The organism is Hydrogenophaga sp. (assembly GCF_050182545.1).
Classification (GTDB): domain Bacteria; phylum Pseudomonadota; class Gammaproteobacteria; order Burkholderiales; family Burkholderiaceae_C; genus Hydrogenophaga.
Genome location: NZ_JBFXCD010000013.1, coordinates 72,284 through 96,517, shown reverse-complemented (window position 1 = coordinate 96,517; position 24,234 = coordinate 72,284). Strand labels below are relative to the sequence as shown.

General features: G+C 66.2%; 23 protein-coding genes. 15 read left to right on the top strand and 8 right to left on the bottom strand.

Features of this window, described 5'->3' with window-relative positions; translation table 11 throughout:
* Positions 1-82: 82 nt before the first annotated feature.
* The 3 genes from AB7P10_RS14365 to AB7P10_RS14355 all read left to right on the top strand — a co-directional run bounded on the left by AB7P10_RS14365 (position 83) and on the right by AB7P10_RS14355 (position 2,238).
* On the top strand, positions 83-634 hold the full coding sequence (locus AB7P10_RS14365) for a hemerythrin domain-containing protein (protein ID WP_428294525.1): 552 nt from the start codon (positions 83-85) through the stop codon (positions 632-634).
* A gap of 94 nt (positions 635-728) precedes the next feature.
* Complete coding sequence (locus AB7P10_RS14360; RefSeq protein ID WP_428294524.1) at positions 729-1,487, top strand: alpha/beta fold hydrolase; 759 nt, start codon at positions 729-731, stop codon at positions 1,485-1,487.
* A gap of 10 nt (positions 1,488-1,497) precedes the next feature.
* Positions 1,498-2,238 (top strand): heparan-alpha-glucosaminide N-acetyltransferase, encoded by a 741-nt coding sequence (locus AB7P10_RS14355; protein WP_428294523.1) that lies wholly within the window; start codon positions 1,498-1,500, stop codon positions 2,236-2,238.
* Between the two features lie 68 nt (positions 2,239-2,306).
* Here the strand turns inward: AB7P10_RS14355 and AB7P10_RS14350 are convergent, their stop codons facing one another.
* The 3 genes from AB7P10_RS14350 to AB7P10_RS14340 form a co-directional block, all read right to left on the bottom strand.
* A complete protein-coding gene (locus tag AB7P10_RS14350; RefSeq protein WP_428294522.1) occupies positions 2,307-3,086 on the bottom strand; it encodes a foldase protein PrsA in 780 nt (259 codons plus the stop codon).
* Between the two features lie 102 nt (positions 3,087-3,188).
* Positions 3,189-3,461: a BolA family protein gene (locus AB7P10_RS14345; RefSeq protein WP_428294521.1), complete on the bottom strand. Its 273-nt coding sequence runs from the start codon at positions 3,459-3,461 to the stop codon at positions 3,189-3,191.
* Positions 3,458-4,003 carry a septation protein A gene (locus tag AB7P10_RS14340; protein ID WP_428294520.1) on the bottom strand — a complete coding sequence of 182 codons (546 nt, stop codon included), beginning with the start codon at positions 4,001-4,003 and terminating at the stop codon, positions 3,458-3,460. Before AB7P10_RS14340 ends, AB7P10_RS14345 begins: the two co-directional genes overlap by 4 nt.
* Between AB7P10_RS14340 and AB7P10_RS14335 the strand changes: the two genes are divergently transcribed.
* A complete protein-coding gene (locus AB7P10_RS14335; protein WP_428294519.1) occupies positions 3,975-5,096 on the top strand; it encodes a YcjF family protein in 1,122 nt (373 codons plus the stop codon). The genes AB7P10_RS14340 and AB7P10_RS14335 overlap by 29 nt on opposite strands.
* Before the next feature lie 92 nt (positions 5,097-5,188).
* Here the strand turns inward: AB7P10_RS14335 and AB7P10_RS14330 are convergent, their stop codons facing one another.
* From AB7P10_RS14330 to AB7P10_RS14310, 5 genes are read right to left on the bottom strand one after another with little or no spacing between them, the layout of a single operon-like run.
* Positions 5,189-6,214, bottom strand: coding sequence for an LLM class flavin-dependent oxidoreductase (locus AB7P10_RS14330; RefSeq protein ID WP_428294518.1), 1,026 nt, complete (start codon positions 6,212-6,214; stop codon positions 5,189-5,191).
* A complete protein-coding gene (gene cysK, locus AB7P10_RS14325) occupies positions 6,211-7,131 on the bottom strand; it encodes a cysteine synthase A (RefSeq protein ID WP_428294517.1) in 921 nt (306 codons plus the stop codon). Before cysK ends, AB7P10_RS14330 begins: the two co-directional genes overlap by 4 nt.
* Positions 7,128-7,547 (bottom strand): peptide-methionine (R)-S-oxide reductase MsrB, encoded by a 420-nt coding sequence (gene msrB, locus AB7P10_RS14320; protein WP_428294516.1) that lies wholly within the window; start codon positions 7,545-7,547, stop codon positions 7,128-7,130. The genes cysK and msrB overlap by 4 nt, the downstream gene beginning before the upstream one ends.
* Positions 7,548-7,570: 23 nt before the next feature.
* Positions 7,571-9,070, bottom strand: coding sequence for a protein adenylyltransferase SelO (locus AB7P10_RS14315; protein ID WP_428294515.1), 1,500 nt, complete (start codon positions 9,068-9,070; stop codon positions 7,571-7,573).
* 44 nt (positions 9,071-9,114) lie between these two features.
* Positions 9,115-10,098 carry an AraC family transcriptional regulator gene (locus AB7P10_RS14310; protein ID WP_428294514.1) on the bottom strand — a complete coding sequence of 328 codons (984 nt, stop codon included), beginning with the start codon at positions 10,096-10,098 and terminating at the stop codon, positions 9,115-9,117.
* 402 nt (positions 10,099-10,500) lie between these two features.
* Here AB7P10_RS14310 and AB7P10_RS14305 point away from each other — a divergent pair, with 402 nt between their 5' ends.
* The 11 genes from AB7P10_RS14305 to AB7P10_RS14255 all read left to right on the top strand — a co-directional run bounded on the left by AB7P10_RS14305 (position 10,501) and on the right by AB7P10_RS14255 (position 24,228).
* Positions 10,501-12,144, top strand: a complete 1,644-nt coding sequence (locus AB7P10_RS14305; RefSeq protein WP_428294513.1) for a 3-(methylthio)propionyl-CoA ligase — start codon at positions 10,501-10,503, stop codon at positions 12,142-12,144.
* A gap of 153 nt (positions 12,145-12,297) precedes the next feature.
* Entirely contained in the window at positions 12,298-13,497 is a 1,200-nt protein-coding gene (locus AB7P10_RS14300) for a branched-chain amino acid ABC transporter substrate-binding protein (protein WP_428294512.1), read from the top strand.
* Between the two features lie 130 nt (positions 13,498-13,627).
* Complete coding sequence (locus AB7P10_RS14295; protein ID WP_428294511.1) at positions 13,628-14,575, top strand: branched-chain amino acid ABC transporter permease; 948 nt, start codon at positions 13,628-13,630, stop codon at positions 14,573-14,575.
* A 4-nt stretch (positions 14,576-14,579) separates the two neighbouring features.
* Positions 14,580-15,875 (top strand): branched-chain amino acid ABC transporter permease, encoded by a 1,296-nt coding sequence (locus tag AB7P10_RS14290; RefSeq protein WP_428294510.1) that lies wholly within the window; start codon positions 14,580-14,582, stop codon positions 15,873-15,875.
* 35 nt (positions 15,876-15,910) lie between these two features.
* Positions 15,911-16,687 carry an ABC transporter ATP-binding protein gene (locus AB7P10_RS14285; RefSeq protein WP_428294533.1) on the top strand — a complete coding sequence of 259 codons (777 nt, stop codon included), beginning with the start codon at positions 15,911-15,913 and terminating at the stop codon, positions 16,685-16,687.
* A gap of 14 nt (positions 16,688-16,701) precedes the next feature.
* Positions 16,702-17,397 carry an ABC transporter ATP-binding protein gene (locus AB7P10_RS14280; RefSeq protein ID WP_428294509.1) on the top strand — a complete coding sequence of 232 codons (696 nt, stop codon included), beginning with the start codon at positions 16,702-16,704 and terminating at the stop codon, positions 17,395-17,397.
* Positions 17,398-17,668: 271 nt separating this feature from the next.
* Positions 17,669-19,783 carry a 3-hydroxyacyl-CoA dehydrogenase NAD-binding domain-containing protein gene (locus AB7P10_RS14275; protein WP_428294508.1) on the top strand — a complete coding sequence of 705 codons (2,115 nt, stop codon included), beginning with the start codon at positions 17,669-17,671 and terminating at the stop codon, positions 19,781-19,783.
* Between the two features lie 34 nt (positions 19,784-19,817).
* On the top strand, positions 19,818-20,993 hold the full coding sequence (locus tag AB7P10_RS14270; protein ID WP_428294507.1) for an acetyl-CoA C-acyltransferase: 1,176 nt from the start codon (positions 19,818-19,820) through the stop codon (positions 20,991-20,993).
* Positions 20,994-21,126: 133 nt separating this feature from the next.
* On the top strand, positions 21,127-22,950 hold the full coding sequence (locus AB7P10_RS14265) for an acyl-CoA dehydrogenase (RefSeq protein WP_428294506.1): 1,824 nt from the start codon (positions 21,127-21,129) through the stop codon (positions 22,948-22,950).
* Positions 22,950-23,252 carry a Dabb family protein gene (locus tag AB7P10_RS14260; RefSeq protein WP_428294505.1) on the top strand — a complete coding sequence of 101 codons (303 nt, stop codon included), beginning with the start codon at positions 22,950-22,952 and terminating at the stop codon, positions 23,250-23,252. The genes AB7P10_RS14265 and AB7P10_RS14260 overlap by 1 nt, the downstream gene beginning before the upstream one ends.
* A 184-nt stretch (positions 23,253-23,436) precedes the next feature.
* Positions 23,437-24,228, top strand: coding sequence for an SDR family oxidoreductase (locus AB7P10_RS14255; RefSeq protein WP_428294504.1), 792 nt, complete (start codon positions 23,437-23,439; stop codon positions 24,226-24,228).
* Positions 24,229-24,234: the final 6 nt, after the last annotated feature.

Sequence of the window (24,234 nt, the reverse complement as noted above, 5' to 3'; positions counted from 1 at the left end):
CTGGGTCAAGGCCTCACGCGCGCGCCGACCTAGACTGCTTCGACAACCCGGCCAGCATGCCGTCGGGTATCAAGGAGCTGCCGTGAACACCCTGACCCCCGAGAACCCCGCCGAAGTGGACAACACCCCGGTACAGGGCTTTGCCGACTGCCATGTTGGCATCCTGCGCCGGTTGCAGGCGCTGGACCAGTTGCCCGCGCTGATCGAACCCGCCGCGCAGGCCCGCCAGATCGCCGCGCAGTCGCTGGCCTTCTTCCGCGAAGCGATCTTCGAACACCACCTGGACGAGGAGCGTGACCTGTTTCCGGCGGTGCTCGCCAGCGCGCAAGCCGGCGACGAGCGCGCGCGGGTGCAGGCCATGGTGGATCGCCTCACGCAGGAGCACCGCGTCATCGAAGCGCTCTGGCAGGGGCTGGAGAAGGACCTCAAGCGGGTTGCGAGGGGACAGGACTCACAACTGGATGTGGGCGAGCTGCACACACTGGTGAGCAGCTACCTCGCGCACGCGGCCTTCGAGGAAACTGAATTCCTGCCGCTCTCCCAGACCATCCTGGGGCGCAACGGCAACCACATGGCCGCGCTGGGACTGTCGCTGCACCTGCGGCACGCGCCGCCGGTCAACGCCTACATCTGAGGGGCGCACCCCTCGGGGCCAAGGGGGCGGCGGTGCGGCCGCGAGCGTGCAGAATCGGACCAGCCAACAACCGATGCTGTTCCGGAGAACGCCCATGTCCCCAAGCCCCGTCCCCACCCACGCTGCCACCGCCATCGTGCTCGTGCACGGTTCCTGGCACGGCGCCTGGTGCTGGCGCCGCGTGTTGCCGTTGCTGCGCGGCGCCGGCGTGGACACGCATGCCGTCACGCTCACCGGCGTTGGCGAGCGCGCCCATCTGATGTCGCCCGACATCAACCTGCAGACCCACATCCAGGACGTGATCGGCCTGATCGAGGCCGAGGAACTGCAACGCCTGGTGCTGGTCGGGCACAGCTACGCCGGCATGGTGATCACCGGCGTGGCCGACCGCCTCCAGCGCGAGCGCCCCGGCGCGCTGGCGCATCTGGTGTACCTGGACGCGGCCGTGCCGTACCCCGGCGACAGCTGGAGCAGCCACCATTCGGCCGAGACGAAGCAGGCCCGCATCGATGCCTCGAAGCCCAGCGGCGGCCTGAGCTTTCCGCCGCCAGACGCCAGTGTCTTCGGTCTGGAAGGCGCGGACCGCGACTGGGTCAACCGTCGCCAGACACCGCAGCCGTTTCGCCTCTATCAGCAGCCGCTGGACTTCGATGGCGAGCGCGTCGCCGCCGTGCCCCGCAGCTTCATCGACTGCACATCGCCTGCGTTGCCCACCATCGCGCCGGCGCGCGTGCGCGTGCGGGCCGAACCCGGCTGGAAGGTGCTGGAGATGGCCACCGGTCACGACCCGATGGTGAGCGACCCGGCGGGGCTGGCCGGACTGCTGCTGGGCATTCACCGCGCATCGATCTGACACACAAGACATGGCACAACGCCTGGACCGCATCGACCTGCTGCGCGCGGTGGCCATGCTGTGGATGACGGCCTACCACTTCTGCTTCGACCTCAATTTCTTCGGCCTGATTCGCGAGGACTTCTACCGCGACCCATTCTGGACCTGGCAGCGCACCGCCATCGTGAGCTTGTTCCTGTTCACTGCGGGCCTCTCCCAGGCCATCGCCACGCACCAGGGCCAGACCTGGGCGCGTTTCTGGCGACGCTGGAGGCAGGTGGCGGGCGCGGCGCTGCTGGTGACGGCCGGCTCGCTGCTGGTGTTTCCGCAGAGCTTCATCTACTTCGGCGTGCTGCACGGCATCGCGCTCATGCTCATCGTCGTGCGTGCCACCGCCGGGTGGGGTGCCTGGCTGTGGTGGCTGGGCGCCGGCGCCATCGCCCTGAAGTTCGCCGCACCCCTGGCCATCACCGCCTGGTCCGCGCTGGACGTGCTCAACTCGGCCCCTCTGAACGCGCTTGGCCTGATCAGCCGCAAGCCCATCACCGAGGACTACGTGCCCCTGGTGCCCTGGCTGGGCGCGATGTGGTGGGGCATGGCCGCCGGGCAATGGGCGCTGCGCCACAAACCGCACTGGCTGGGCGCCTCCGACGACGCCGCCGGCGGTGCGCGGCGGGTGCTCGTCTCGCTGGGCCGCTGGAGCCTGAGTTACTACCTTGTGCACCAGCCGGTGCTGATGGCACTGATCTGGCTGGGACTGCAGGTGTTCTGATCCCGTCCGGGATGGAAACAAAAAAAAGCGCGGCATGGCCGCGCTTTTTCGATGGGTCAAAGGAGCGCTTATTCGACCTTGGCCTTGTCGCGCAGGGTCTTCTGGAAGTCGGCCAGTTTCTGCTGCTGCATCTGCTGGGCGATCTGCGGTTTGATGTCCTCGAACTTGGGCAGCTCGGCGCTGCGCACGTCGTCCACGCGGATCACGTGCCAACCGAACTGGGTTTTCACCGGCGCCTGCGTCAGCTGGCCCTTTTCCAGCTTGACCATGGCCTCGGAGAACTCGGGCACATAGCTGGCCGCGGCCGCCCAGTCCAGGTCGCCGCCGTTGGCGCCGGAGCCCGGGTCCTTGGACTGCTTCTTGGCGATGTCCTCGAATTTCGCGCCTTTCTTGAGGCGCGCGATGATGGCCTTGGCCTCGTCTTCTTTTTCGACCAGGATGTGGCGCGCGCGGTATTCCTTGCCGCTGTTGGCTGCGACGAACTTGTCGTACTCGGCCTTCATGTCGGCGTCCGTCACCGGGTTCGTTTTCTGGTAGTCCGCAAACAGCGAGCCGATCATGATGGTCTGGCGCGCCAGTTCCATCTGGTTCTTGTACTCGTCGGTGGCCGCAATGCCGCGCTTGTCGGCTTCCTGCATGAAGATTTCGCGCAGCACCACCTCTTCCTTAAGGCGCGCGCGTGCGGCGTCGTCCACCGGCTGGCCCGAGGCCGCGAATTGCTGCTCGAGCACCGCCAGGCGCGACGTGGGCACGGCCTTGCCGTTGACGATGGCCACGTTCTGGGCGAGCGCCCAGGGGGCGACCGTGATGAGCGCCGCCGTCGCGAGGGCCGTCAGGGGAAATTTCATGGTGTTCCTCGGAATGAAAAAAGGTTGGAGCCACCGCCGGGGGCGGGGTTTCAGCAAACAGGTATCAGAACGTAGCAGGCTGAAGGGGGAGGGGGGTGGCCGTCAGGCCTTGATTTCGATCGCCAGGGCGTGCAGGCCCGCGTCGGTGAATTTTTGCAGCGCATCATACACAAGGCGGTGCTGCGCCACGCGACTCTTGCCGACGAACGCGGGCCCGCCGATGCGCACGCGGAAATGGGTGCCGTAGCCCAGCCCGTTGGCGCCCGCATGGCCCGCGTGCGCGGCGCTTTCGTCGAGCACTTCCAGCACGCTCGGCGCCAGCTTTTCACGCAGGCACGCCTGGATCGCCACGGCGGTGGGGACGTTGCCGGTCATGGCTTCTTCTCCACGGTGTCGTCTTTCAGATAGCGCGCAATGTAAAGGCCCTGGCCGACGATGAAGACCACGGGAAACACATAGCCCCAGAGCTTGAAGTTCACCCAGAACTCGGTCGAGAAGTACGCGGCGACGTAGGCGTTGATGCCGGCCATGAAGAGGAAGTACGCGATCCATGCCACGGTCAGCCTTGCCCAGACGGCTGTGGGCAGATCGAGCTGGCTGCCCAGCAGGATCTGCAGGAAGTTCTTCTTCCAGATCCACAGCGCGGCGGCGAGCACGATGGCCATGCTCGCGTAGAGCACCGTGGGCTTCCACTTGATGAAGCGCTCGTCCTGCAGCAAGAGCGTGAGCGCGCCGAACACCAGCACCAGCACCAGCGTGACCTTGTGCAGCGTCTGCAGCTTGCGATCAATCGCGTAGATGAGTCCGGTCTGCAGCACCGTGGCGAGCATCAGCACGCCGGTGGCCGTGTAGATGTCGGCCATCTTGTAGGCCAGAACGAACAGGGCGATGGGAAAGAAATCGATGAGAAAACGCATGACGGGATTATCGGGCCTGGTCGTGTGGCTTTCTGAGGCGAGGCTTTGGTGGCGCCAGAGGAACTCGCGCGGCGACAGAGGCTCTCTATCGTGTTGCACAAACCGATTCATCTACATCAGGAGTCCGCCGCGTATGAGCCCAAAGGAACAACAATCCATCCTCACCATTGCCCTGCTGGCCGCGTTCGCCGATGGCCACAAGGCCGACACCGAACGCGAATCGATCCGGCGGCTGGCCGAGTCCCTGGGGCCTGTGGCGGGCGGGATGGGCCTGGCGCATCTGTATCAGGATGTATTGCTCAAACGTGTGTCGCTGGCCGACGCCGTCGCTGGCTTGCAGGACGCCGGGCAGCGACAGCTGGCCTATGAAATGGCGGTTTGCGTGTGCGATGCCGACGGCCGCCAGAGCGATGCCGAGCGGGCGTTTCTGGTCGACTTGAAGACCCGTCTGAAGCTGGACCCTGAGGAAGCAACTGCCTTTGAACGGCAGGAGGCGGCGATGGTGGACGCGGTGGACAAGGCTGTGCCGGTCGCGGTCTCGCCCGTCGCGGCGCCCCCGCCCGTGACGGCTACCGCCGATCCCGGTGTCGACCTCGACAAATCGATCCTGAACTACGCGCTGCTCAACGGCGCGCTGGAGCTTCTGCCCCAGTCCTGGGCCTCGATGGCCATCATCCCGTTGCAGGTGAAGATGGTCTATGGCATTGGCAAGGCGCACGGTGTCGAGCTGGACCAGGGGCACATCCGCGAATTCATCGCGGCGGTGGGCGTGGGGCTGACCTCGCAGTACCTGGAGCAGTTCGGCCGCAAGCTGCTCGGCGGTCTGCTGGGCAAGGCCGCTGGGCGCACGGTGGGGCGCATCGGTGGCGCGGCCACCGGCATGGCGTTCTCGTTTGCCTCCACCTACGCGCTGGGGCAGGTTGCCAAGCGCTACTACGCGGGCGGCCGCGTGATGAGCACCCATTTGCTCAAGCAGACGTTCCAGGATTTGCTCGGTCCCGCCAGGCAGATGCAGGCGCAGTACCTGCCGCAGATCCAGCAAAAGGCCGCGACCCTGGACGCCGGGCAGATCATGCAAATGGTGCGGCAATAGGAGCCACCCTGCGGCGCTTCGCGCCACCCCAAGGGGGCGCAACCTGCGGCCCGGCCTGAGCATGTCGAAGGGCGGTTCCGCGGGTGCTCTGGTCAGGCGGGGGCTGTGATCGGCTGTTGCACCGCCATCGCCTCGGCGGTGAGGGTCATCGAGCGCAGGCGCAGCGACGGGTCGAACACATCGCTCACGATCATGAACTCGTCGGCCCGGGTGACCTGGGCCAATGACTGCAGGCCCTCGCGAACGGTATCGGGCCCGCCGATCACGGCCACGGCGAGAAAGTCGGCAATCGCCGCCCGTTCCTGCGGGTGCAGGCCCTGCATGAAGTCCTGCACCGGCGGCGGCAACTGACCGCGCTTGCCGGTGAGGATGCCCAGCACGCGCTGGTAGGTGCTGCTGGCCAGGTACTCGGCCTCGTCGTCCGTCGGGGCGGCGATCAGCGGCACGCCGACGATGGCGTAGGGCTCGGCCAGCGTGGCCGAGGGTTTGAAATGCGTGCGGTACACGTCCAGGGCCTGCAGCAACAGGCGCGGCGCGAAATGCGAGGCGAAGGCGTAGGGCAGGCCGCGTTCAGCCGCCAACTGGGCGGAAAACAGGCTCGACCCGAGCAACCAGATCGGCACATTGGTGCCCGCGCCGGGGTTGGCCACCAGCCTCTGGCCGGGCGAGGCCGGGCCCAGCAGGTGCTGCAGCTCGGCCACGTCGCGCGGGAAGTCGGCCTCGGTCTCCACCCGGTCGCGCCGCAGCGCGCGCATGGTGTGCGGATCGGTGCCGGGCGCGCGGCCCAGGCCCAGGTCGATGCGGCCCGGGTAAAGCTCGGCCAGGGTGCCGAAGGCCTCGGCCACCACCAGCGGCGCGTGGTTGGGCAGCATGACGCCGCCCGAGCCGATGCGCATGCGCTGGGTGCCACCCGCGATGTGGCCGATCAGCACGGCGGTGGCCGAGCTGGCGATGCCACTCATGTTGTGGTGCTCGGCGAGCCAGTAGCGTGTGAAGCCGAGTGACTCGGCGTGCTGCGCAGTGCGCAAGGCAATGGCCAGCGCGTCGGCCACCGTGCCGCCCTCGCGCACGGCCACCAGGTCGAGCATGGACAGGCGGATGTCGTGCAGAGGTTTCATGCCGGGAGGAATCCTTCGATCGAGAGGTAGCGTTCACCCGTGTCGTAGTTGAAGCCGAGCACCGTGGCCCCGGCAGGCAATTCGGGCAGCTTCTGCGCGATGGCCGCCAGGGTCGCGCCGGAGGAGATGCCGACCAGGATGCCTTCCTCGCGCGCGCAACGGCGGGCCATCTCGCGCGCCGGTTCCGCGTCGACCTGGATCACGCCATCGAGCAGGCTGGTGTCCAGGTTGTTCGGCACGAAGCCCGCGCCGATGCCCTGGATGGGGTGGGGCGAGGGCTGGCCACCGGAGATGACCGGCGAGGCCGCAGGCTCCACCGCGAACACCTTGAGGCGGGGCCAGCGGGCTTTGAGCACGCGCGCCACCCCGGTGATGTGGCCACCGGTGCCCACGCCGGTGATGAGGACGTCGACGCCCTCGGGGAAGTCGGCGGCAATCTCCTCGGCGGTGGTGCGCGCGTGCACCTCCACGTTGGCCGGGTTGTTGAATTGCTGGGGCATCCAGGCACCGGGGGTGCTCGCCACAATTTCCTCGGCGCGGGCGATGGAACCCTTCATGCCTTTTTCACGCGGGGTCAGGTCGAAGCTCGCGCCATACGCGAGCATCAGGCGGCGGCGTTCGACCGACATGCTGTCGGGCATGACCAGGATGAGCTTGTAGCCTTTCACGGCGGCGACCATGGCCAGGCCGATGCCGGTGTTGCCGGAGGTGGGCTCCACGATGGTGCCTCCCGGCTTGAGGGCGCCCGAGCGCTCGGCGTCCTCCACCATGGCCAGGGCGATGCGGTCCTTGATGGAGCCGCCCGGGTTGCTTCGCTCGGATTTGACCCACACCGGCTGCGAGGCCCCGGCGAACAGGCGCTGGAGGCGGATGTGAGGCGTACCGCCGATGGTCTGGAGAATGTTGTCGGCCTTCATGCGGTGTCCTTCTTCGGTTGATGTTCGAGCGAGGCGGAGTTCATGCAGTAGCGCAGACCGGTGGGTTGCGGGCCGTCCTCGAACACATGGCCCAGGTGGGCGCCGCACTGGCTGCACACCGTTTCCACGCGCACCATGCCGTGGCTGCGGTCGGTGATCTCGGTGATGGCGCCCGGCACGGCCTGCGAAAAGCTGGGCCAGCCGCAACCCGCATCGAACTTGGTGCCGGCGTCGAACAGGGTGTTGCCGCAACAGATGCAGTGGTAGCTGCCGTCCGCCCAGACGTGTTCGTACTTGCCGCTGTAGGGGCGCTCGGTGTGCGCGTGTCGCGTGATGTCGAAGGCGCGCGGTTCCGCGCCTTTGGCGGCGAGCAGTTCGCGCCATTCGGCTTCGGTTTTCTGGATGGGAAAGCTCATGTGGATCCTCTCTGGGTGGGGGCTCATGAAGAACAGCTGATCTCGATCTGGCTCGCCCAGTCGGGCGGAAATGCGGCCAGATCGTCCTGGCCGGGAAGATCGTCGAACGGATGTTCGAGCGCGAGCTGCAGGCGCGCAAGTTCGCTGAAATCGCCCGCTTTCGCCCGCTGGATGGCCAGCTCGCCCAGGTGGTTGCGCAGCACCACCCGCGGGTTGGTGCGCAGCATCCGGTCCCGTGTGGCGCCAGCGACGAAGCCGGGTTGTGCGCACAGCCGCTCGCGCCAGCGCAGGGCCCAGGCGTCGAAGGCTTCGCGCTGCAGGAAGAGGTCGCGCACGGGATCGACCGCGCCATCGGCCGCCTCACTCAGGCGGCGCCAGAAGATGGTGAAGTCCACCGCGTCGGCGGCCATGAGCTTCATCAGGGTGTCGGTCAGTTCCGCGTCGCCTTCCTCCACACGTTCCAGACCCAGCTTGGCATTCATGTGCCGCTGCAACGCGGCCGGCATCAAGGCCTTGTAAGGTTCCAGGGCGTCCAGCGCCTGCTGCTGATCGTCCATCAGGGGCAGCAAGGCCTGTCCCAGCGCAAACAGGTTCCAGTAGGCGATGTTGGGCTGGCGGTTGTAGGCGTAGCGCCCGCCGCTGTCGGAGTGGTTGCAGATGTGTCCGGGGTTGAAGGCATCGAGGAACTGGAAGGGGCCGTAGTCGATGGTCAGGCCCAGGATGCTCATGTTGTCGGTGTTCATCACGCCGTGGCAAAAGCCCACGGCCTGCCACTGCGCGACCATCTCCGCCGTGCGCGCGCTCACGGCCTCAAGCAAGGCCGCGTACGGGTTACCCGGCGCGGCGCGACAGGCGGGGTAGAAGCGGTCGATGACGAAACTGGCCAGGTGACGCAACTCACCGTGCAGACCGTTGTGCGAGAAGTGCTCGAAGTGACCGAAACGGATGAAGCTGGGTGCCACGCGCGTGACGACAGCCGCCGTTTCGATCTCTTCGCGCCGCACCGGCGCGGGCGACCCGGTGACGCACAGGGCACGGCTGGTGGGAATGCCCAGCGCGTGCATGGCCTCGCTGCAGAGAAATTCACGGATCGAGCTGCGCAGCACCGCGCGCCCGTCACCCATGCGGGAATAGGGCGTTAGGCCAGCGCCCTTGAGCTGCACCTCTTGCGGGCCCGCAGGCGTGTCCACCTCGCCCAGCAGGATGGCGCGGCCGTCGCCCAGTTGTCCGGCCCAGTGGCCGAACTGGTGCCCGCTGTAGACGCTGGCCAGCGGCTGCGTGCCGGCGATGGGCAGGTTGCCGGTGAACGCGTCGAGCGCGGCTGGCGAGGCCAGCCACGCGCGGTCCAGGCCCAGCAAGTCCGCCACCGCAGGGCTCGTGCCGACCCAGTGCGGGGCGGGCAGTGGCGTGGGCTGCAGGCGCGTGAAGAAGGCATCGCCCAGTTCGGCGAAACGGTTGCGCCAGCTCAGGTCGAGATCCAGGCCGGGCGCCAGTTCGGGCGCCGTGTCGACAGGTCGGTTCATGCCTGCCATTGTCGCCATCGGGCCCGACATGGCACGGCGCAGGGTCAATCCGCGAGGGCCATCGGTTCGCCGACCCGCAGCCGCGCGCGGTACTGGCCTGGCGGCACGCCGAACCAGCGCCGGGTGGCGCGGAAGAAGTTGCTGGGGTCGGCAAAACCCAGCAGCTCGGCCACCTCGCCCAGTGTGTGGCTTGGCTCGGCCAGGTATTTGCGCGCAAGGTCGCGCCGCGCGTCATCGAGCAGTTGCTGGAAACTGGTGCGTTCCTCGTGCAGGCGGCGCTGCAGCGTGCGATCGGCCATGGCGAGGCTGCGGGCAATGTCCTCGCGGCGCGGTTCGCCCCGATGCAGCCGGCAAATGATTTCACCGGTCACGCGGCGCGCGGTGCTGGGGCTGCCCAAGCGCTGGAGGCGTGCCTCGACCACGCGCTGGTGCATATCAAACAGCAAGGGGTTGCAGGAGAGCAGGGGCATGTCGAGGTCCGCCTGGGTCAGCAGCAGGCGGATGGCGGGTTGGCCAAAACGAACAGGACAACCGAAAGCCCTCAGGTAAGGCCCGGTGTCCTCGGGTTCGGGCTCGGGGAATTCCACGGCCACCGCCCGCACCTCGCGCCGCGTGATCCACTGGCACAGGCTTGCCACCGTCAGCAGGCTGTATTCCAGGCGCTGGCGTGGCAGCGGGCGCGTGTTCCCGATGAGTCCCAGCACCAGCCAGCAGTGATCGCCCTGGGGTTCGAAATCGAGCGTGATGGCATCGGATATGACGGCGTAGTAGCGCGACAGGTTGGTCAGGCCCGCCTTGAGCGTCTGGCTGGCCATCATCACGTAGCCGACCGTGTCGAAATCGACGTAGCGGGCCGGCAGTTCGCGTTCCATGCCCAGGGCCGGATTGCCCGACCAGGCCACGGCCAGTTCCCACAAGCGGCTGATGGTGTCGACCTCGACCCGGGCGTCCGGGTCTTCGAGCGACGCCAGGTCGATACCCGCGGCGCACAGCAGCCGCGGGGCATCCAGACCCTGGGACGCGAACATGTTCGCAAGGCATTTGACCCAGGTGGCCGAGCTGGTCCTTTGGGTGTGGGTTTGGCGTTGTGAAGTCACTCGATTGGCCGTGTTGCGATAGCGGTGCATCGCGCACCCGCTTCTAGAATTTCCGGATCGATGGGCGTCGCGGGAGTTCCGGAATTCAACGGGATTTCAGCCCGTGGCGCAAGAGGTATTCCGCTTGAACAACAGGACAGGAGACAAGACAAGATGATCACAAACCCCCGGCATGGCATGCACTGAGACGGTGCCGCGTCGATGAAGGCAGGTAGCTTGTGTCCCGCAATGGACATCATGGGCATCACCCCTGGATTTCCCAGGGACGGTCGTGCGGTGCAACCCGCTACGATCCATGCCGATACCCTTCCCTTCATTGACAGGAGACACCCCATGCTGGGCCAGATGCAGAGCCAACCCCTCTTGATTTCCTCGCTGATCGTGCACGCCGAACGGCACCACGCCAGCACCGAGATCGTCTCCCGCCGTGTCGAGGGGGACCTCCACCGCAGCAACTGGGGTGAAATCGCCCGCCGCTCGCGCCAGGTGGCGCATGCGCTCGATGGGCTGGGGCTCCCCATGGGCGATCGCGTGGCCACGCTGGCCTGGAACGGTTATCGCCATCTGGAGCTGTATTTCGGCGTCAGTGGCACCGGGCGTGTGCTGCACACGCTCAACCCGCGCCTGCATCCCGAGCAGCTGGTCTGGATCGTCAACCACGCCGAGGACAAGGCGGTCTGCTTCGACATGACCTTTCTGCCGCTGGTCAAGGCGGTGGCCGCAAAGTGCACGACCGTGAAGCACTGGATCGCGCTGTGCGACGCCGACAAGCTGCCGACTGACAGCGGCATTCCCGGTCTGCTGAGCTACGAGGCCTGGATGGGCCAGCAGCCCACCGCCTACGAATGGCCGACTTTCGACGAGAACTCGGCTTCGAGCATGTGCTACACGAGCGGCACCACGGGCAACCCCAAGGCAGCGCTGTACTCGCACCGCTCCACGCTGCTGCATGCGTATGGCGCTGCGCTGCCCGACGCGCTGGGCTGCTCGGCCCGCGACAGCATCCTGCCGGTGGTGCCGATGTTCCACGTCAACGCCTGGGGTCTGCCGTATTCGGCCGCCGCCGTCGGGTGCAAGCTGGTGTTCCCGGGTCCCGCCCTGGACGGCAAGTCGGTCTACGAACTCATTGAAGCTGAGAAAGTGACCATGGCCGCAGGGGTGCCCACCGTGTGGCAGATGCTGCTGGGCCATATGCAGGCCGGCGGCCTGAAGTTCAGCACGCTCAAACGCACCGTGATCGGTGGCTCAGCCTGCCCGCCCGCCATGATCAACGCCTTCAACGACACCTACGGCGTCGAAGTGTTGCACGCCTGGGGCATGACCGAAATGTCGCCGTTGGGCACGGTCTGCACCCTGAAGAACGCGCAACTTGCATTGCCCGCGGCAGATCAGCTGAAGGTGCGGCTCAAGCAGGGCCGCGCGGTGTTCGGGGTGGACATGAAGATCGTCGACGAGGCGGGCAAGGAACTGCCCTGGGATGGCAAGACCTATGGCGATCTCCTGGTGCGCGGCCCCTGGATCATTGCCAGCTACTTCAAGGGCGAGGGCGGCGACCCGCTGCAGTACGACGAACAGGGCCAGGGCTGGTTCCCCACCGGAGACGTGGCCACCATCGATGCCGACGGCTTCATGCAGATCACCGACCGCAGCAAGGACGTGATCAAGTCCGGCGGCGAGTGGATCAGCTCGATCGACGTGGAAAACATCGCCATGGCCCACCCGGCGGTGGCCATGGCGGCCTGCATCGGCATGCGCCACCCCAAGTGGGACGAGCGGCCCATCGTGGTGGTGGTGAAGAAGCCGGGCGCCGACGTCACTCGCGAGGAGCTGCTGGCGTTCTACGAAGGCAAGACCGCCAAGTGGCAGATCCCGGACGACGTGGTGTTTGTCGACGCGATCCCGCTGGGCGCCACAGGAAAGATGCAGAAGATGACCCTGCGCCAGCAGCTCAAGGACTATGTGCTGCCGGGTGTCTGAGTATGACGTCTTGTCGGTGGCGCAGTCACCGACCGGACATCCAGCCGGCGTCGCAGTCGCCGGTGCGATAGCCCCTAGGGGGTATCCCTGAGTGCTGCGCCGCAGCAGGCTTGTAAGCTGCAAGCCGATCCCACAACCAACTGGAGACAACGCATGAATTTCGCCATCAAGAGCCTGACAGCCGCTTCCCTGATCGCCTGCGCACTGACGGCGCACGCCCAGAAGGGCGAGACCGTCCGGATCGCCTTCATGGACCCGCTCTCCGGGCCTTTCGCCAACGTGGGCCAGAACCAGCTCAAGAGCTGGCAGTTTGCCGCCGAAACGCTGTCTGGCGCCAAGAACGCGGCGGGCGTGAAGTACGAAGTCGTGGGCTTCGACAACAAGGGCTCCCCGCAGGAAAGCCTGAACACGCTCAAGGCCGCCATCGACCAGGGTTTCCGCTATGTCACGCAGGGCAATGGCTCCGGCGCGGCGGCCGCCATTCTGGACGCGGTGAGCAAGCACAACGCGCGCAATCCCGGCAAGGAAGTGGTCTATCTGAACTACGCCGCCGTGGACCCCGCGCTGACCAACGAGAAGTGCGACTACTGGCACTTCCGACTGGACGCCGACACCACGATGAAGATGGAAGCGCTGACCACCTTCATGAAGGACCAGCCCAAGGTCAAGAACGTCTACCTGATCAACCAGAACTACTCGCACGGCCAGCAGGTCGCCAAGTACTTCAAGGAAGGCATCCAGCGCAAGCGGCCTGACGTGAAGATCGTGGGCGAGGACCTGCACCCGATCGGCCAGGTGAAGGACTTCGCGCCCTACGTCGCCAAGATCAAGCAGTCGGGCGCCGACACCGTGGTCACCGGCAACTGGGGCGCCGACCTGAAGCTGCCGATGTACACATACTACTCCAGCGTCACCGGCACCCCGACGGCGCTGGCCGCGGGCGGCGAGGGTGAGGTCTACGTGATTGCCTATGGCCACGCCAACCACAGTGGCGAGATCGGCAAGATGGCCGCCGAGTTCAAGAAGAAGTTCAACGACGACTACTACACCTATGCCACCTACAACGGCATCAACCTGCTGAGCGGCGCGATCGCCAAGGCCAAGAGCACGGATCCGGTCAAGGTGGCCGCCGCCATGGAAGGCCTGTCGTTCAAGAGCTTCGCCGGCGAAGTGACGATGCGCAAGACCGACCATCAGTTGCAGCAGTCGCTGTTCGTGACCAAGTGGCAGAAGGCCGATGCCAAGAACCCCTACAGCGTGGAAAACACCGGTTTCACCTTCGCGCCCGTCAAGCAGATGGAGCCCTATGTCGCCAGCACCCCGACCAGCTGCGACATGAAGCGACCGTCCTGAAGCCCGGGGCGTGGTGCCCCGTTCGGGCTGAGTCCTTCGACGGGCCTGGGTCAGGCCCCGTCGAGGCCCGTTCTCCCTCCGACTCGCTCAGGGTGAACGGGCTTTTCTGTTTCTTCCGCCTGCTTCTTCCATGGAATTCTTCACCATCTTCCTGCTCAACGGCCTGAGCTACGGGCTCCTGCTGTTCATGTTGAGTTCGGGGCTCACGCTGATCTTCAGCATGATGGGCGTGCTCAACTTTGCGCACGCCAGCTTCTACATGCTGGGCGCGTACTTCGCGTACAGCACGACCGAACTGGTTGGCTACTGGCCGGCGCTGTTGGTCGCACCGCTGCTGGTGGGCTTGCTGGGCGCGGTGTTCGAGAAGTACTGCCTGAGGCGGGTGCACAAGTTCGGGCATGTGCCCGAGCTGCTCATCACCTTCGGCCTGAGCTTCATCATCCTGGAGATGGTGCAACTGGTCTGGGGCACGAGTTCTGTGGACTACCGCGTGCCGGAGTTGCTGTCCGGCCCGCTGTTCACCATCTACGGCACGCAGTTCCCCATGTACCGAGGCTTCATGATGCTGGTGGCCGTGCTCATGCTCATCGCCATCTGGCTGCTGCTGACGCGCACGCGCATCGGTCTGGTGATCCAGGCCGCGCTGACCCACCCCGAAACGGTCGAGACGCTGGGCCACAACGTGCCCCGTGTCTTCATGCTCGTCTTTGGCGGAGGTGCGGCACTGGCCGGCCTGGCCGGCGTGATCGGGGGCAATGCCTTCGTCACCGAGCCCGGCATGGCCGCCACCGTGGGCTCGGTGATTTTCGTGGTGGTGGTGGTGGGCGGCATGGGCTCGCTGTCCGGTGCTTTCGCGGCCTCCCTGCTGATCGGCATCGTCCAGACCTTCGCCGTGGGCATTGACAAGGCGCTGGTCGACCTGGCCGGCGCGGTCGGCCTCGCGCTCACCCCGGAAACCTTCGGCTGGGCGCTCTGGAAACTCAAGATCAGCCAGATCGCGCCCATCCTGCCCTACGTGTTCCTGGTGCTGATCCTCATCTTCCGGCCCAAGGGCCTGCTCGGAACCAGGGAGGGTTGAGCACATGTCGAGCAAGTCGCATTACGGGTTCAAGCCCCTCAACGTCGGCCGCTGGATCATCTGGAGCCTGTTCGCCCTGATCCTGCTCGTGGCGCCCATGGTGTTCACCAGCAGCCTGAGCCACACCATGCTCAGCCAGATGGGCATCGCCATCATCGTCTGCCTGTCCTACAACATGCTGCTGGGGCAAGGCGGCATGCTCAGCTTCGGCCATGCGGTGTACTCGGGGCTGGGCTCCTTCATCGCAATCCATACGCTCAATGTCGTGAGCGACGGTCACTTCCCTCTGCCCGTCAGCCTGGTGCCGATCGCCGGTGGCCTGGCGGGCGTGGCCTTCGCCATCGTGTTCGGCTGGGTCACGACCAAGAAGGCCGCCACCCCGTTTGCCATGATCACGCTGGGTATCGGCGAACTGGTCTACGCCATGTCGCTGATGTTCCCCGAGTTCTTCGGCGGCGAAGGCGGCATTTCGGGCAACCGCGTGACCGGCAGCCGGCCGCTGGGCATCACCTTCGGGCCCCAGATCCAGCTCTACTACCTGATTGCGGTCTACACCTTTGTCTGCACCGCCCTCATGTTCGCGTTCACCCGCACGCCGCTGGGTCGCATGCTCAATGCCGTGCGCGACAACCCGGAACGCGTCGAGTTCGTGGGCTACAACACGCAGGTGGTGCGCTACCTCGCGTTCGTGATCGCGGCCTTCTTCGCGGGGGTGTCGGGCGGCCTGGCGGCACTGAACTTCGAGATCGTGACCGCCGAGGTGGTGGGCGGGGCGCGCTCGGGCGCGTACCTGCTGTTCACCTTCCTGGGGGGCGCCACCTTCTTCTTCGGCCCCATCATCGGCGCCATCCTCATGGTGCTGGCCTTCGTGCTGCTCTCGGAGTTCACCAAGGCCTGGCTGCTGTACCTGGGTCTGATCTTCCTCTTCATGGTGATGTACGCGCCGGGCGGCGTGGCCAGCCTGATCATGATGAACGTGCGTGTGGCTGCCTACGGCATGCTGCGCCGGGTCTGGACGAGTTACCTGGCGCTGGGCTTGCTGGCGCTGGTCGTGCTGGTCGGCGCGGGCGCCATGATCGAGATGGTCTACCACCTGCAACTCAACGCAGCACTGGGCGACGAACTGAAATTCCTGGGCGCCACGCTCAATGCGCGCAGCACGGGCAGCTGGTTCGGGTCGGCCTTTGTCATGCTCACCGGCCTCGGCCTGTTCGAGCTCACGCGGCGCCAGTTCCTGCGCGAGTGGAACCAGATCCAGACCGACATCGAAATCGAAATCAAGCGACGGGAGGCTGCATGAAAGCACCAGCCACCGCACAACCCGAGAGCACATCGATGAGCGCGAGCACACCAGCGCTGGAGCTGCGAAACCTGCGCAAGAGCTTTGGCAAGACCGAAATCATCCGTGGCGCCAACCTGGTGGTGCAGCCCGGCGAGCGGGTCGCCATCATCGGCCCCAATGGCGCGGGCAAGTCCACGCTGTTCAACCTGATCTCGGGCCGATTCGAGCCCACCAGTGGCGACGTGCTGCTCGCGGGCCAGCGCATCAACGGCAAGAAACCCTACGAGATCAACCGCCTGGGCCTTTCGCGCAGCTTCCAGATCACCAACATCTTTCCCAAGCTCAGCGTGTTCGAGAACCTGCGCTGCGGCGTGCTCTGGAGCCTGGGCTACAAGTACACGCTGTTCAAGTTCCTGGCCGACCTGGACGACGCCAACGAGCGCGCCGAGCAGCTCATGCAGATGATCCACCTGGAACGCAAGCGCGATGTGCTGGCCATGAACCTGACCTACGCCGAGCAGCGCGCGCTCGAGATCGGTATCACCATCGGCGGTGGCGCGCACGTGGTGCTGCTGGACGAGCCGACCGCGGGCATGAGCAAGAGCGAAACCGGCCGCTTCATCGAGCTGATCCGTGAAGTGACGGTGGGCAAGACGCTGCTGACCGTGGAGCACGACATGGGTGTGGTGTTCGGCCTGGCCGACCGCATCGCCGTGGTGGTGTATGGCGAAGTGATTGCCTTCGACACACCCGACGCCGTGCGCTCGAATCCGCGCGTGCAGGAGGCCTACCTGGGCACCGAGGCCGAACAGCAGGCCGCGGGACACTGAAGGACGGATGCGCAATGCTTGACATACAGAACCTGCACGCCTACTACGGCAAAAGCCACGTGCTGCACGGCGTTTCCTTTCAGGTGCAGCCGGGCGAGATCGTGGCGCTGCTCGGCCGCAATGGATCGGGACGCTCCACCACGGCCAAGGCCATCATGGGCCTGGTCGACAGCACCGGCGAAGTGAACTGGAAGGGCCAGAATATCCAGGGCAAGAAGTCGTTCGAGATCGCGCACCTGGGCATCGGCCACGTGCCCGAAAACCGCGACATCTTCCCCAAGATCACCGTGCATCAGAACCTGATGCTGGGACAAAAGGGCAGCGGCAAGGGCTCGCGCTGGAGCTTCGACGACATGTACACCATGTTCCCGCGCCTCAAGGAGCGCCAGCACACCGAAGCCGGCGTGCTCTCCGGCGGGGAGCAGCAAATGCTCACGCTGTGCCGCACGCTCATGGGCGACCCGGACCTGATCATCATCGACGAGCCCACCGAGGGCCTGGCCCCCAAGATCGTGGAGCTGGTGGGCGAGTACCTGAAGACGCTCAAGTCGCGCGGCGTCTCCGTGCTGCTGATCGAGCAGAAGCTCACCATCGCCATGTCGATTTCCGACCGCGCGCTGGTCATGGGACACGGCAGCATCGTGTTCCAGGGCACGCCGGACAGCCTGCGCGCCGATCCGTACACCCGCAAGGAGTGGCTGGAGGTTTGAGCCCCCCCGCGCCGCCTGCGGCGTCACCCCCCAAGGGGGCGATGTCTTGCGCCGGCGGAGCCGGACCCTCGACATCTCTGGTGGAATGCACGTGCGCCGGAGCCTCCACGGGTTTCCCCGAGGGCGAGCAATCTCCTGAGACAAGCCGGCGACACTTGCCTCTTGCGGCGGTGCACAATCTTTCTAAAATCGAACGATCGTTCTTTTTGATGAAGAGCGTCACAGTCAACGTCCTCAGGCTTGGCCTGATCCCCATAACGAAGGAGCTTTCATGACCGCTGAGTACAAGGTCCACGGCGATGTGGCCGTCATCACGATGAACAACCCGCCGGTCAACGGTCTGGGGCTCTCCACGCGCCAGGGCATCACCGATGGTCTGGCCCAGGCCGAGGCAGACCCGGCCGTCAAGGCCATCGTGCTCACCGGGGCGGGCAAGGCGTTCTCGGGCGGCGCGGACATTCGCGAATTCGGTTCGCCCAAGGCGCTGGCCGAGCCCAACCTGCTGTCGGTCATCCTCGCGGTGGAAAACGCCTCCAAGCCGGTCGTGGCCGCCATGCACAGCGTCGCCATGGGCGGCGGCCTGGAGCTGGCCCTGGGCTGCCACTACCGCATTGCCGCGCCCGGCACCAACGTGGCGCTGCCCGAGGTCAAGCTCGGCCTGATCCCCGGTGCGGGCGGCACGCAGCGCCTGCCGCGCGCCCTGGGCGTGGAGGCCGCGCTGAACATGATCGTCAGTGGCGAGCCGGTCAAGAGCGAGATGCTGGCACAGCTGCCGGGCCAGATGCTGTTCAACAAGCTGGCCGCTTCGCCCGAGAGCCTGGCCGAAGAGGCCCTGGCGCTGGCGCGTGAAGTGGCCGCGAAGCACGCGGCCGACGGCAGCGCGTTCCCGAAGGTGCGCAACCTGCCGTGCAAGCACCCGCAGGGCGACGCCTACTTCCAGTTCGCGCGCAACATGGTCAAGGGCATGTCGAAGAACTTCCCGGCGCCGGCCAAGTGCGTGGACGCGGTGGAGGCCGCGACGAAGAAGAAGTTCGACGACGGCATGGTGTTCGAGCGCGAGATCTTCATCAACCTGATGTGGACGCCCGAGTGCCGCGCACTGCGCCACCTGTTCACCGCCGAACGCGCGGCGAGCAAGATTCCCGACGTGCCGGAAGACACGCCCAGGCGCGAGATCGCGTCGGTGGCGGTGATCGGTGCCGGCACCATGGGTGGCGGCATCTCCATGAACTTCCTCAACGCCGGCATCCCGGTGAAGATCCTGGAGATGAAGCAGGAAGCGCTGGACCGCGGCATCGCGACCATCCGCAAGAATTACGAAGCCCAGGTCAAGAAAGGCAAGCTCAAGCAGGACAAGTACGAGCAGCGCATGGCGTTGCTGAGCACCACACTGAGCTACGACGACCTCAAGGACGCCGACCTGGTGATCGAAGCCGTGTTCGAGGACATCGGCGTCAAGGAAGCGGTCTTCAAGGAACTCGACCGCGTGATGAAACCGGGCGCGATCCTGGCGTCCAACACCTCCACGCTGGACGTGAACAAGATCGCGTCGTTCACCCAACGCCCGCAGGACGTGGTCGGCCTGCACTTCTTCAGCCCAGCGAACGTGATGAAGCTGCTGGAAGTCGTGCGCGGCGAGAAGACCGCCAAGGACGTGATGGCCACCGTGATGGCCGTGGCCAAGAAGATCAAGAAGACCGCGGTGGTCTCCGGCGTGTGCGACGGCTTCATCGGCAACCGCATGATCGAGCAGTACGGCCGCCAGGGTGGTTTCCTGCTCGACGAAGGCTGCACGCCCGAGCAGGTGGACAAGGCGATGGAAAAGTTCGGCATGGCCATGGGCCCGTTCCGCATGGGCGACCTGGCCGGCAACGACATCGGCTGGGCGATCCGCAAACGCCGCTACCAGGAAAAGCCGGACATGAAGTACAGCAAGACCGCCGACCTGCTGTGCGAGAAGGGCCGCTTCGGCCAGAAGACCGGCGCCGGCTGGTACGACTATGTGCCCGGCAAGCGCGACGCGATCCCGAACGCCGAGGTCGTGAAGATGATCGAGGACCACCGCAAGTCCCTGGGCATCACGCCGCGCAAGATCTCCGACGAAGAGATCGTGCAGCGCCTGGTGTACGCGCTGGTGAACGAAGCCGCGCACATCCTGGAGGAGGGCATCGCCAACAAGGCCAGCGACATCGATGTGGTCTACATCTTTGGCTACGGCTTCCCCGCGCACCGCGGCGGACCGATGATCTACGCCGACACCGTGGGCCTGTTCAACGTGGTGCAGAGCATGAAGCGCTTTGCGAAGAACCCGCTGGACGACGCGAAATTCTGGGAGCCGGCACCGCTGCTGGCCAGGCTGGTCGCTGAAGGCAAGACCTTCAACTGATCGCCCAACGCCCGAACACATCAGGAGAATTTTCATGACCAACGCCGTCATCGTTTCCACCGCCCGCACGCCCCTGGCCAAGAGCTGGAAGGGCGCCTTCAACATGACCCATGGCGCCACGCTCGGTGGCCACGCGGTGCAGCACGCCGTGCAGCGCGCCGGCATCGAAGCCGCCGAAGTGGACGACGTCATCATGGGCTGCGCCAACCCCGAAGGCGCCACCGGCGCCAACATCGCGCGCCAGATCGCGCTGCGCGCCGGGCTGCCCATCACCACCTCGGGCATGACCGTCAACCGTTTCTGCTCGTCCGGCCTGCAGACCATCGCCATGGCCGCGCAACGCATCATCGCGGGCGAGGGCGACGTCTACGTGGCCGGCGGTGTGGAAAGCATCTCCTGCGTGCAGCAGGAAATGAACACCCACATGCTGGCCGACCCCTGGCTGGTGGCGAACAAGCCCGAGATCTACTGGAACATGCTGCAGACCGCCGAACAGGTGGCCAAGCGCTACAACATCTCGCGCGACGCCATGGACGAATACGGTGCCGCCAGCCAGCAGAAGGCCACGGCCGCGCTGGAAGCGGGCCTGTTCAAGGCCGAGATCGCGCCCATCACCGTGACCGCCGGCGTGGCCGACAAGGTCATGGGCCTGACCACGAAGAAGGTGACCGTGGAGAACGACGAGGGCATCCGCGCCGGCACCACCAAGGACGGCATCAGCGGTATACGCCCGGCCATCCCCGGTGGCGTGATTTCGGCCGGCAACGCCAGCCAGTTCAGCGACGGCGGCGGCGCCTGCGTGATCATGAACGAGACACTGGCCGAGAAGCGCGGCCTCAAGCCCCTGGGGCGTTTCCTCGGCTTCGCGGTCGCGGGCTGCGAGCCGGACGAAATGGGCATCGGCCCGGTGTTCGCCATCCCCAAGGTGCTCGCGCGCCTGGGCCTGAAGATGGACGACATCGATCTGTGGGAGCTGAACGAGGCTTTCGCGGTGCAGGTCATCTACTGCCGCGACAAGCTGGGCATTCCCGGTGACCGCCTCAACGTCAACGGAGGTGCGATCGCGGTCGGCCACCCCTATGGCGTGTCGGGCCAGCGCCTGACCGGTCACGCGCTGATCGAAGGCAAGCGCCGCGGCGCCAAGCGCGTCTGCGTGACCATGTGCATCGGCGGTGGCATGGGCGCCGCTGGAATATTCGAGGTGCTCTAAAGAGCACCCCCCCGCGCTGCCTTCGGCGTCACCCCTCAAGGGGCGCTGAAAGCGGCCCGGCGAAGCCGGTTCCGCCTCAGCACTGGACCGGCTCTCTCGTTCCGGAGCGGTTCTTTTTTGAGTTGAGGTCTCCATGTCATTGCGACCCACCGTCGATTTCCTGCTCTACGACTGGCTTGACGCACCCTCGCTCAGCGCGCGCGAGCGCTTCGCCGACCACAGCCGCGAGACCTTTGACGCCGTGCTCGACACCTGCGAGCGCATCGCGCGCGAGAAGTACGCACCGTTCAACCGGGTGGTGGACACGCAGGAGCCGCATTTCGATGGCGAGCGCGTGATCCTGCCGCAGGCCACGCACGACGCGCAGAAGGCCTACGCGGCCTCGGGCATGCTCAGCGCCGCGCAGGACTACGACGTGGGCGGCATGCAGCTGCCCTACACGGTGGAGGCCGCGGCCAACGCGTTCTTTGCCATGGCATCGGTCAGCATCGGCAGCGGCATGCTGACCACCGGGAACGCCAACCTGCTCATGGTGCACGGCACCGAGGCGCAGAAGCAGGTGTTCGCGCTCAACGAATTCAGCGGGCGTTTCTCGGGCACCATGTGCCTGAGCGAACCGCAGGCGGGTTCGAGCCTGAGCGACGTGGCCACGCGCGCCGTGCCCGACGGTCCCGACTTTCAGAACGACCCCCTGGGCCCGCGCTACCGCCTCAAGGGCAACAAGATGTGGATCTCGGCCGGCGAGCACGAGCTGACCGACAACATCATCCACCTGGTGCTGGCCAAGATCCCCGATGAAAACGGCAGGCTCGTGCCGGGCACACGTGGCATCTCACTCTTCATCGTGCCCAAGAAGCTGGTGAACACGAAGGGTGAGCTGACCGGCGAACGCAACGACGTGGCGCTGGCGGGGCTGAACCACAAGTGCGGTTGGCGCGGCACCACCAACACGCTGCTCAACTTTGGCGAGGGCAAGTACCCGGTGAACGGCGAGGCGGGCGCGGTGGGTTACCTCGTGGGACAACCCGGCAAGGGCCTGCACTGCATGTTCCACATGATGAACGAGGCCCGCATCGGCGTGGGCATGGCGGCCACCATGCTGGGCATGGCCGGCTACCACGCCAGCCTGGACTACGCGAAGAACCGCCCGCAGGGCCGCCCCATGGGCCCCGCCGGCAAGGATCCGGCGCAGCCGCCGGTGCGCATCATCGAGCACGCCGACGTGAAGCGCATGCTGCTGGCGCAGAAGAGCTACTGCGAAGGCGCGCTCGCGCTCGAACTGTATTGCGCGCGCCTGGTGGACGAGCAACACACGGCCGATGCTGCCACGGCAGACGACGCGCGCCTGCTGCTGGAGGTGCTCACGCCCATCGCCAAGAGCTGGCCCAGCGAGTGGTGCCTGGAAGCCAACAGCCTGGCGATCCAGATTCACGGCGGTTACGGCTACACGCGCGACTTCCCGGTGGAGCAGTACTGGCGCGACAACCGCCTGAACATGATCCATGAAGGCACGCATGGCATCCAGGCCATGGACCTGCTGGGCCGCAAGGTGCTGATGGAAGGTGGCAAGGGCCTGAGCCTGCTGGCCGGGCGCATCAACGCCACCATCGAGCGCGCCATCCAGCAGCCCGAACTGGCTGCGCACGCCAATGCGCTGGGCCAGGCGCTCGCGCAGGTCGGTGCGGCCACCAAGGCCGCCTGGGCCACCGGCGAGCCGACCGACGCGCTGGCCAACGCCGTGCCTTACCTGCAGGCCTTTGGCCACACCGTGCTGGCCTGGATCTGGCTCGACGTGGCGCTGGCCGCGCAGGTCGCGCCCGCATCCGCCGCGCGCGCTGGCCGCCTGGCCGCCATGCGCTTCTTCTTCCACTACGAGCTACCGAAGATCGGCGCCTGGCTCCAGGTGGTGAGCAGCCGCGACCAGACCTGCGCGGCCCTGCCCGAGGAGGCCTTCTGATGCTGCAGCACATCGTGATGTGGAAGATCAAGGCCGGCGCCGACGGCAGCAGCCGCGAGGCCAACATCGCCAAGGCCCGAAGCCTGCTCGAGGCCTGCGCACAACTCGTGCCGGGCATCGTGAAGTTCGAGGTGGCCACGGCCCAGCCTGGTCTGGAATGCACCTACGATCTGGTGCTCAACAGCAGCTTCACCGACCGCGACGCGCTCGCCGCCTACCAGGGCCACCCCTCGCATGCGGCGCTCAAGCCGTTCATGCGTGCCGTGGTGCTGGAACGCCAGTGCATGGATTACGAGACATGACGCACCCCCTGCGCCGCTGCGCGGCTTCCCCCTCTCTGGCGCCTTCGGCTGGGAGGGGGACGGCATCTTGGGCCGGCGGAGCCGGACCCTTGATGCCCCTGGTGGGCGCGCTCTCATGCGCTGCCGGCCGCGCTTCGGCGTGGTTTAGATTCGTTACCACACAAGCTACTTCACAGGAGACCCCATGACCCGAACCATTCCCCAACTCTTCGACCTCAAGGGCAAGACGGCCCTGATCACCGGCGGCTCGCGCGGCCTGGGCCTGCAGATGGCCCATGCGCTGGGCGAGGCCGGCGCGCGCGTGCTGGTGAGCTCGCGCAAGGCCGAAGATCTGGAGAGCGCCACGAAGGAACTGCAGGCCGCCGGCATCGACGCGCGCTGGTTCGCCGCCGACTGCTCCAAGGAGGAAGACATCCACCGCCTGGCCGACGAGAGCCTGCAGCGCCTGGGCGACATCGACATCCTGGTGAACAACGCAGGCGCCGCGTGGGGCGCGCCGGCCGAGGACCATCCGGTGGAAGCCTGGGACAAGGTGATGAACCTCAACGTGCGCAGCTACTTCATCCTCAGCCAGGTGATCGCCCGGCGCAGCATGATCGCGCGCAAGAGCGGCCGCATCATCAACACCGCCTCCATCGCCGGCCTGGGCGGCAACCCGTCGGGCATGAACACCATTGCCTACAACACGTCCAAGGGCGCGGTGATCAACTTCACCCGCGCGCTGGCCGCCGAGTGGGGCAAGTACGGCATCACGGTCAACGCGATCTGCCCGGGCTTCTTCCCCAGCAAGATGACGGTGGGCACGCTCAAGGCCATGGGCGAGGACAAGCTCGCCGCCCACGCGCCGCTGCGCCGCCTGGGCGATGACGAAGACCTCAAGGGCCTGACCGTGCTCTACGCCTCCGACGCGGGCAAGCACATCACCGGCCAGTGGCTGGCCGTGGACGGTGGTGTTTCGGTCATCACTGGAGGGTGATCCATC

What these genes read in the sequence shown, in the direction of transcription:
- AB7P10_RS14360 (WP_428294524.1), top strand. Translation starts at nt 729, where the DNA reads ATGTCCCCAAGCCCCGTCCCCACCCACGCTGCCACCGCCATCGTGCTC.
- AB7P10_RS14355 (WP_428294523.1), top strand. Translation starts at nt 1,498, where the DNA reads ATGGCACAACGCCTGGACCGCATCGACCTGCTGCGCGCGGTGGCCATG.
- AB7P10_RS14350 (WP_428294522.1), bottom strand. Translation starts at nt 3,086, where the DNA reads ATGAAATTTCCCCTGACGGCCCTCGCGACGGCGGCGCTCATCACGGTC.
- AB7P10_RS14345 (WP_428294521.1), bottom strand. Translation starts at nt 3,461, where the DNA reads ATGACCGGCAACGTCCCCACCGCCGTGGCGATCCAGGCGTGCCTGCGT.
- AB7P10_RS14335 (WP_428294519.1), top strand. Translation starts at nt 3,975, where the DNA reads ATGGGAAAGAAATCGATGAGAAAACGCATGACGGGATTATCGGGCCTG.
- AB7P10_RS14340 (WP_428294520.1), bottom strand. Translation starts at nt 4,003, where the DNA reads ATGCGTTTTCTCATCGATTTCTTTCCCATCGCCCTGTTCGTTCTGGCC.
- AB7P10_RS14330 (WP_428294518.1), bottom strand. Translation starts at nt 6,214, where the DNA reads ATGAAACCTCTGCACGACATCCGCCTGTCCATGCTCGACCTGGTGGCC.
- cysK (WP_428294517.1), bottom strand. Translation starts at nt 7,131, where the DNA reads ATGAAGGCCGACAACATTCTCCAGACCATCGGCGGTACGCCTCACATC.
- msrB (WP_428294516.1), bottom strand. Translation starts at nt 7,547, where the DNA reads ATGAGCTTTCCCATCCAGAAAACCGAAGCCGAATGGCGCGAACTGCTC.
- AB7P10_RS14315 (WP_428294515.1), bottom strand. Translation starts at nt 9,070, where the DNA reads ATGAACCGACCTGTCGACACGGCGCCCGAACTGGCGCCCGGCCTGGAT.
- AB7P10_RS14310 (WP_428294514.1), bottom strand. Translation starts at nt 10,098, where the DNA reads ATGTTCGCGTCCCAGGGTCTGGATGCCCCGCGGCTGCTGTGCGCCGCG.
- AB7P10_RS14305 (WP_428294513.1), top strand. Translation starts at nt 10,501, where the DNA reads ATGCTGGGCCAGATGCAGAGCCAACCCCTCTTGATTTCCTCGCTGATC.
- AB7P10_RS14300 (WP_428294512.1), top strand. Translation starts at nt 12,298, where the DNA reads ATGAATTTCGCCATCAAGAGCCTGACAGCCGCTTCCCTGATCGCCTGC.
- AB7P10_RS14295 (WP_428294511.1), top strand. Translation starts at nt 13,628, where the DNA reads ATGGAATTCTTCACCATCTTCCTGCTCAACGGCCTGAGCTACGGGCTC.
- AB7P10_RS14290 (WP_428294510.1), top strand. Translation starts at nt 14,580, where the DNA reads ATGTCGAGCAAGTCGCATTACGGGTTCAAGCCCCTCAACGTCGGCCGC.
- AB7P10_RS14285 (WP_428294533.1), top strand. Translation starts at nt 15,911, where the DNA reads ATGAGCGCGAGCACACCAGCGCTGGAGCTGCGAAACCTGCGCAAGAGC.
- AB7P10_RS14280 (WP_428294509.1), top strand. Translation starts at nt 16,702, where the DNA reads ATGCTTGACATACAGAACCTGCACGCCTACTACGGCAAAAGCCACGTG.
- AB7P10_RS14275 (WP_428294508.1), top strand. Translation starts at nt 17,669, where the DNA reads ATGACCGCTGAGTACAAGGTCCACGGCGATGTGGCCGTCATCACGATG.
- AB7P10_RS14270 (WP_428294507.1), top strand. Translation starts at nt 19,818, where the DNA reads ATGACCAACGCCGTCATCGTTTCCACCGCCCGCACGCCCCTGGCCAAG.
- AB7P10_RS14265 (WP_428294506.1), top strand. Translation starts at nt 21,127, where the DNA reads ATGTCATTGCGACCCACCGTCGATTTCCTGCTCTACGACTGGCTTGAC.
- AB7P10_RS14260 (WP_428294505.1), top strand. Translation starts at nt 22,950, where the DNA reads ATGCTGCAGCACATCGTGATGTGGAAGATCAAGGCCGGCGCCGACGGC.
- AB7P10_RS14255 (WP_428294504.1), top strand. Translation starts at nt 23,437, where the DNA reads ATGACCCGAACCATTCCCCAACTCTTCGACCTCAAGGGCAAGACGGCC.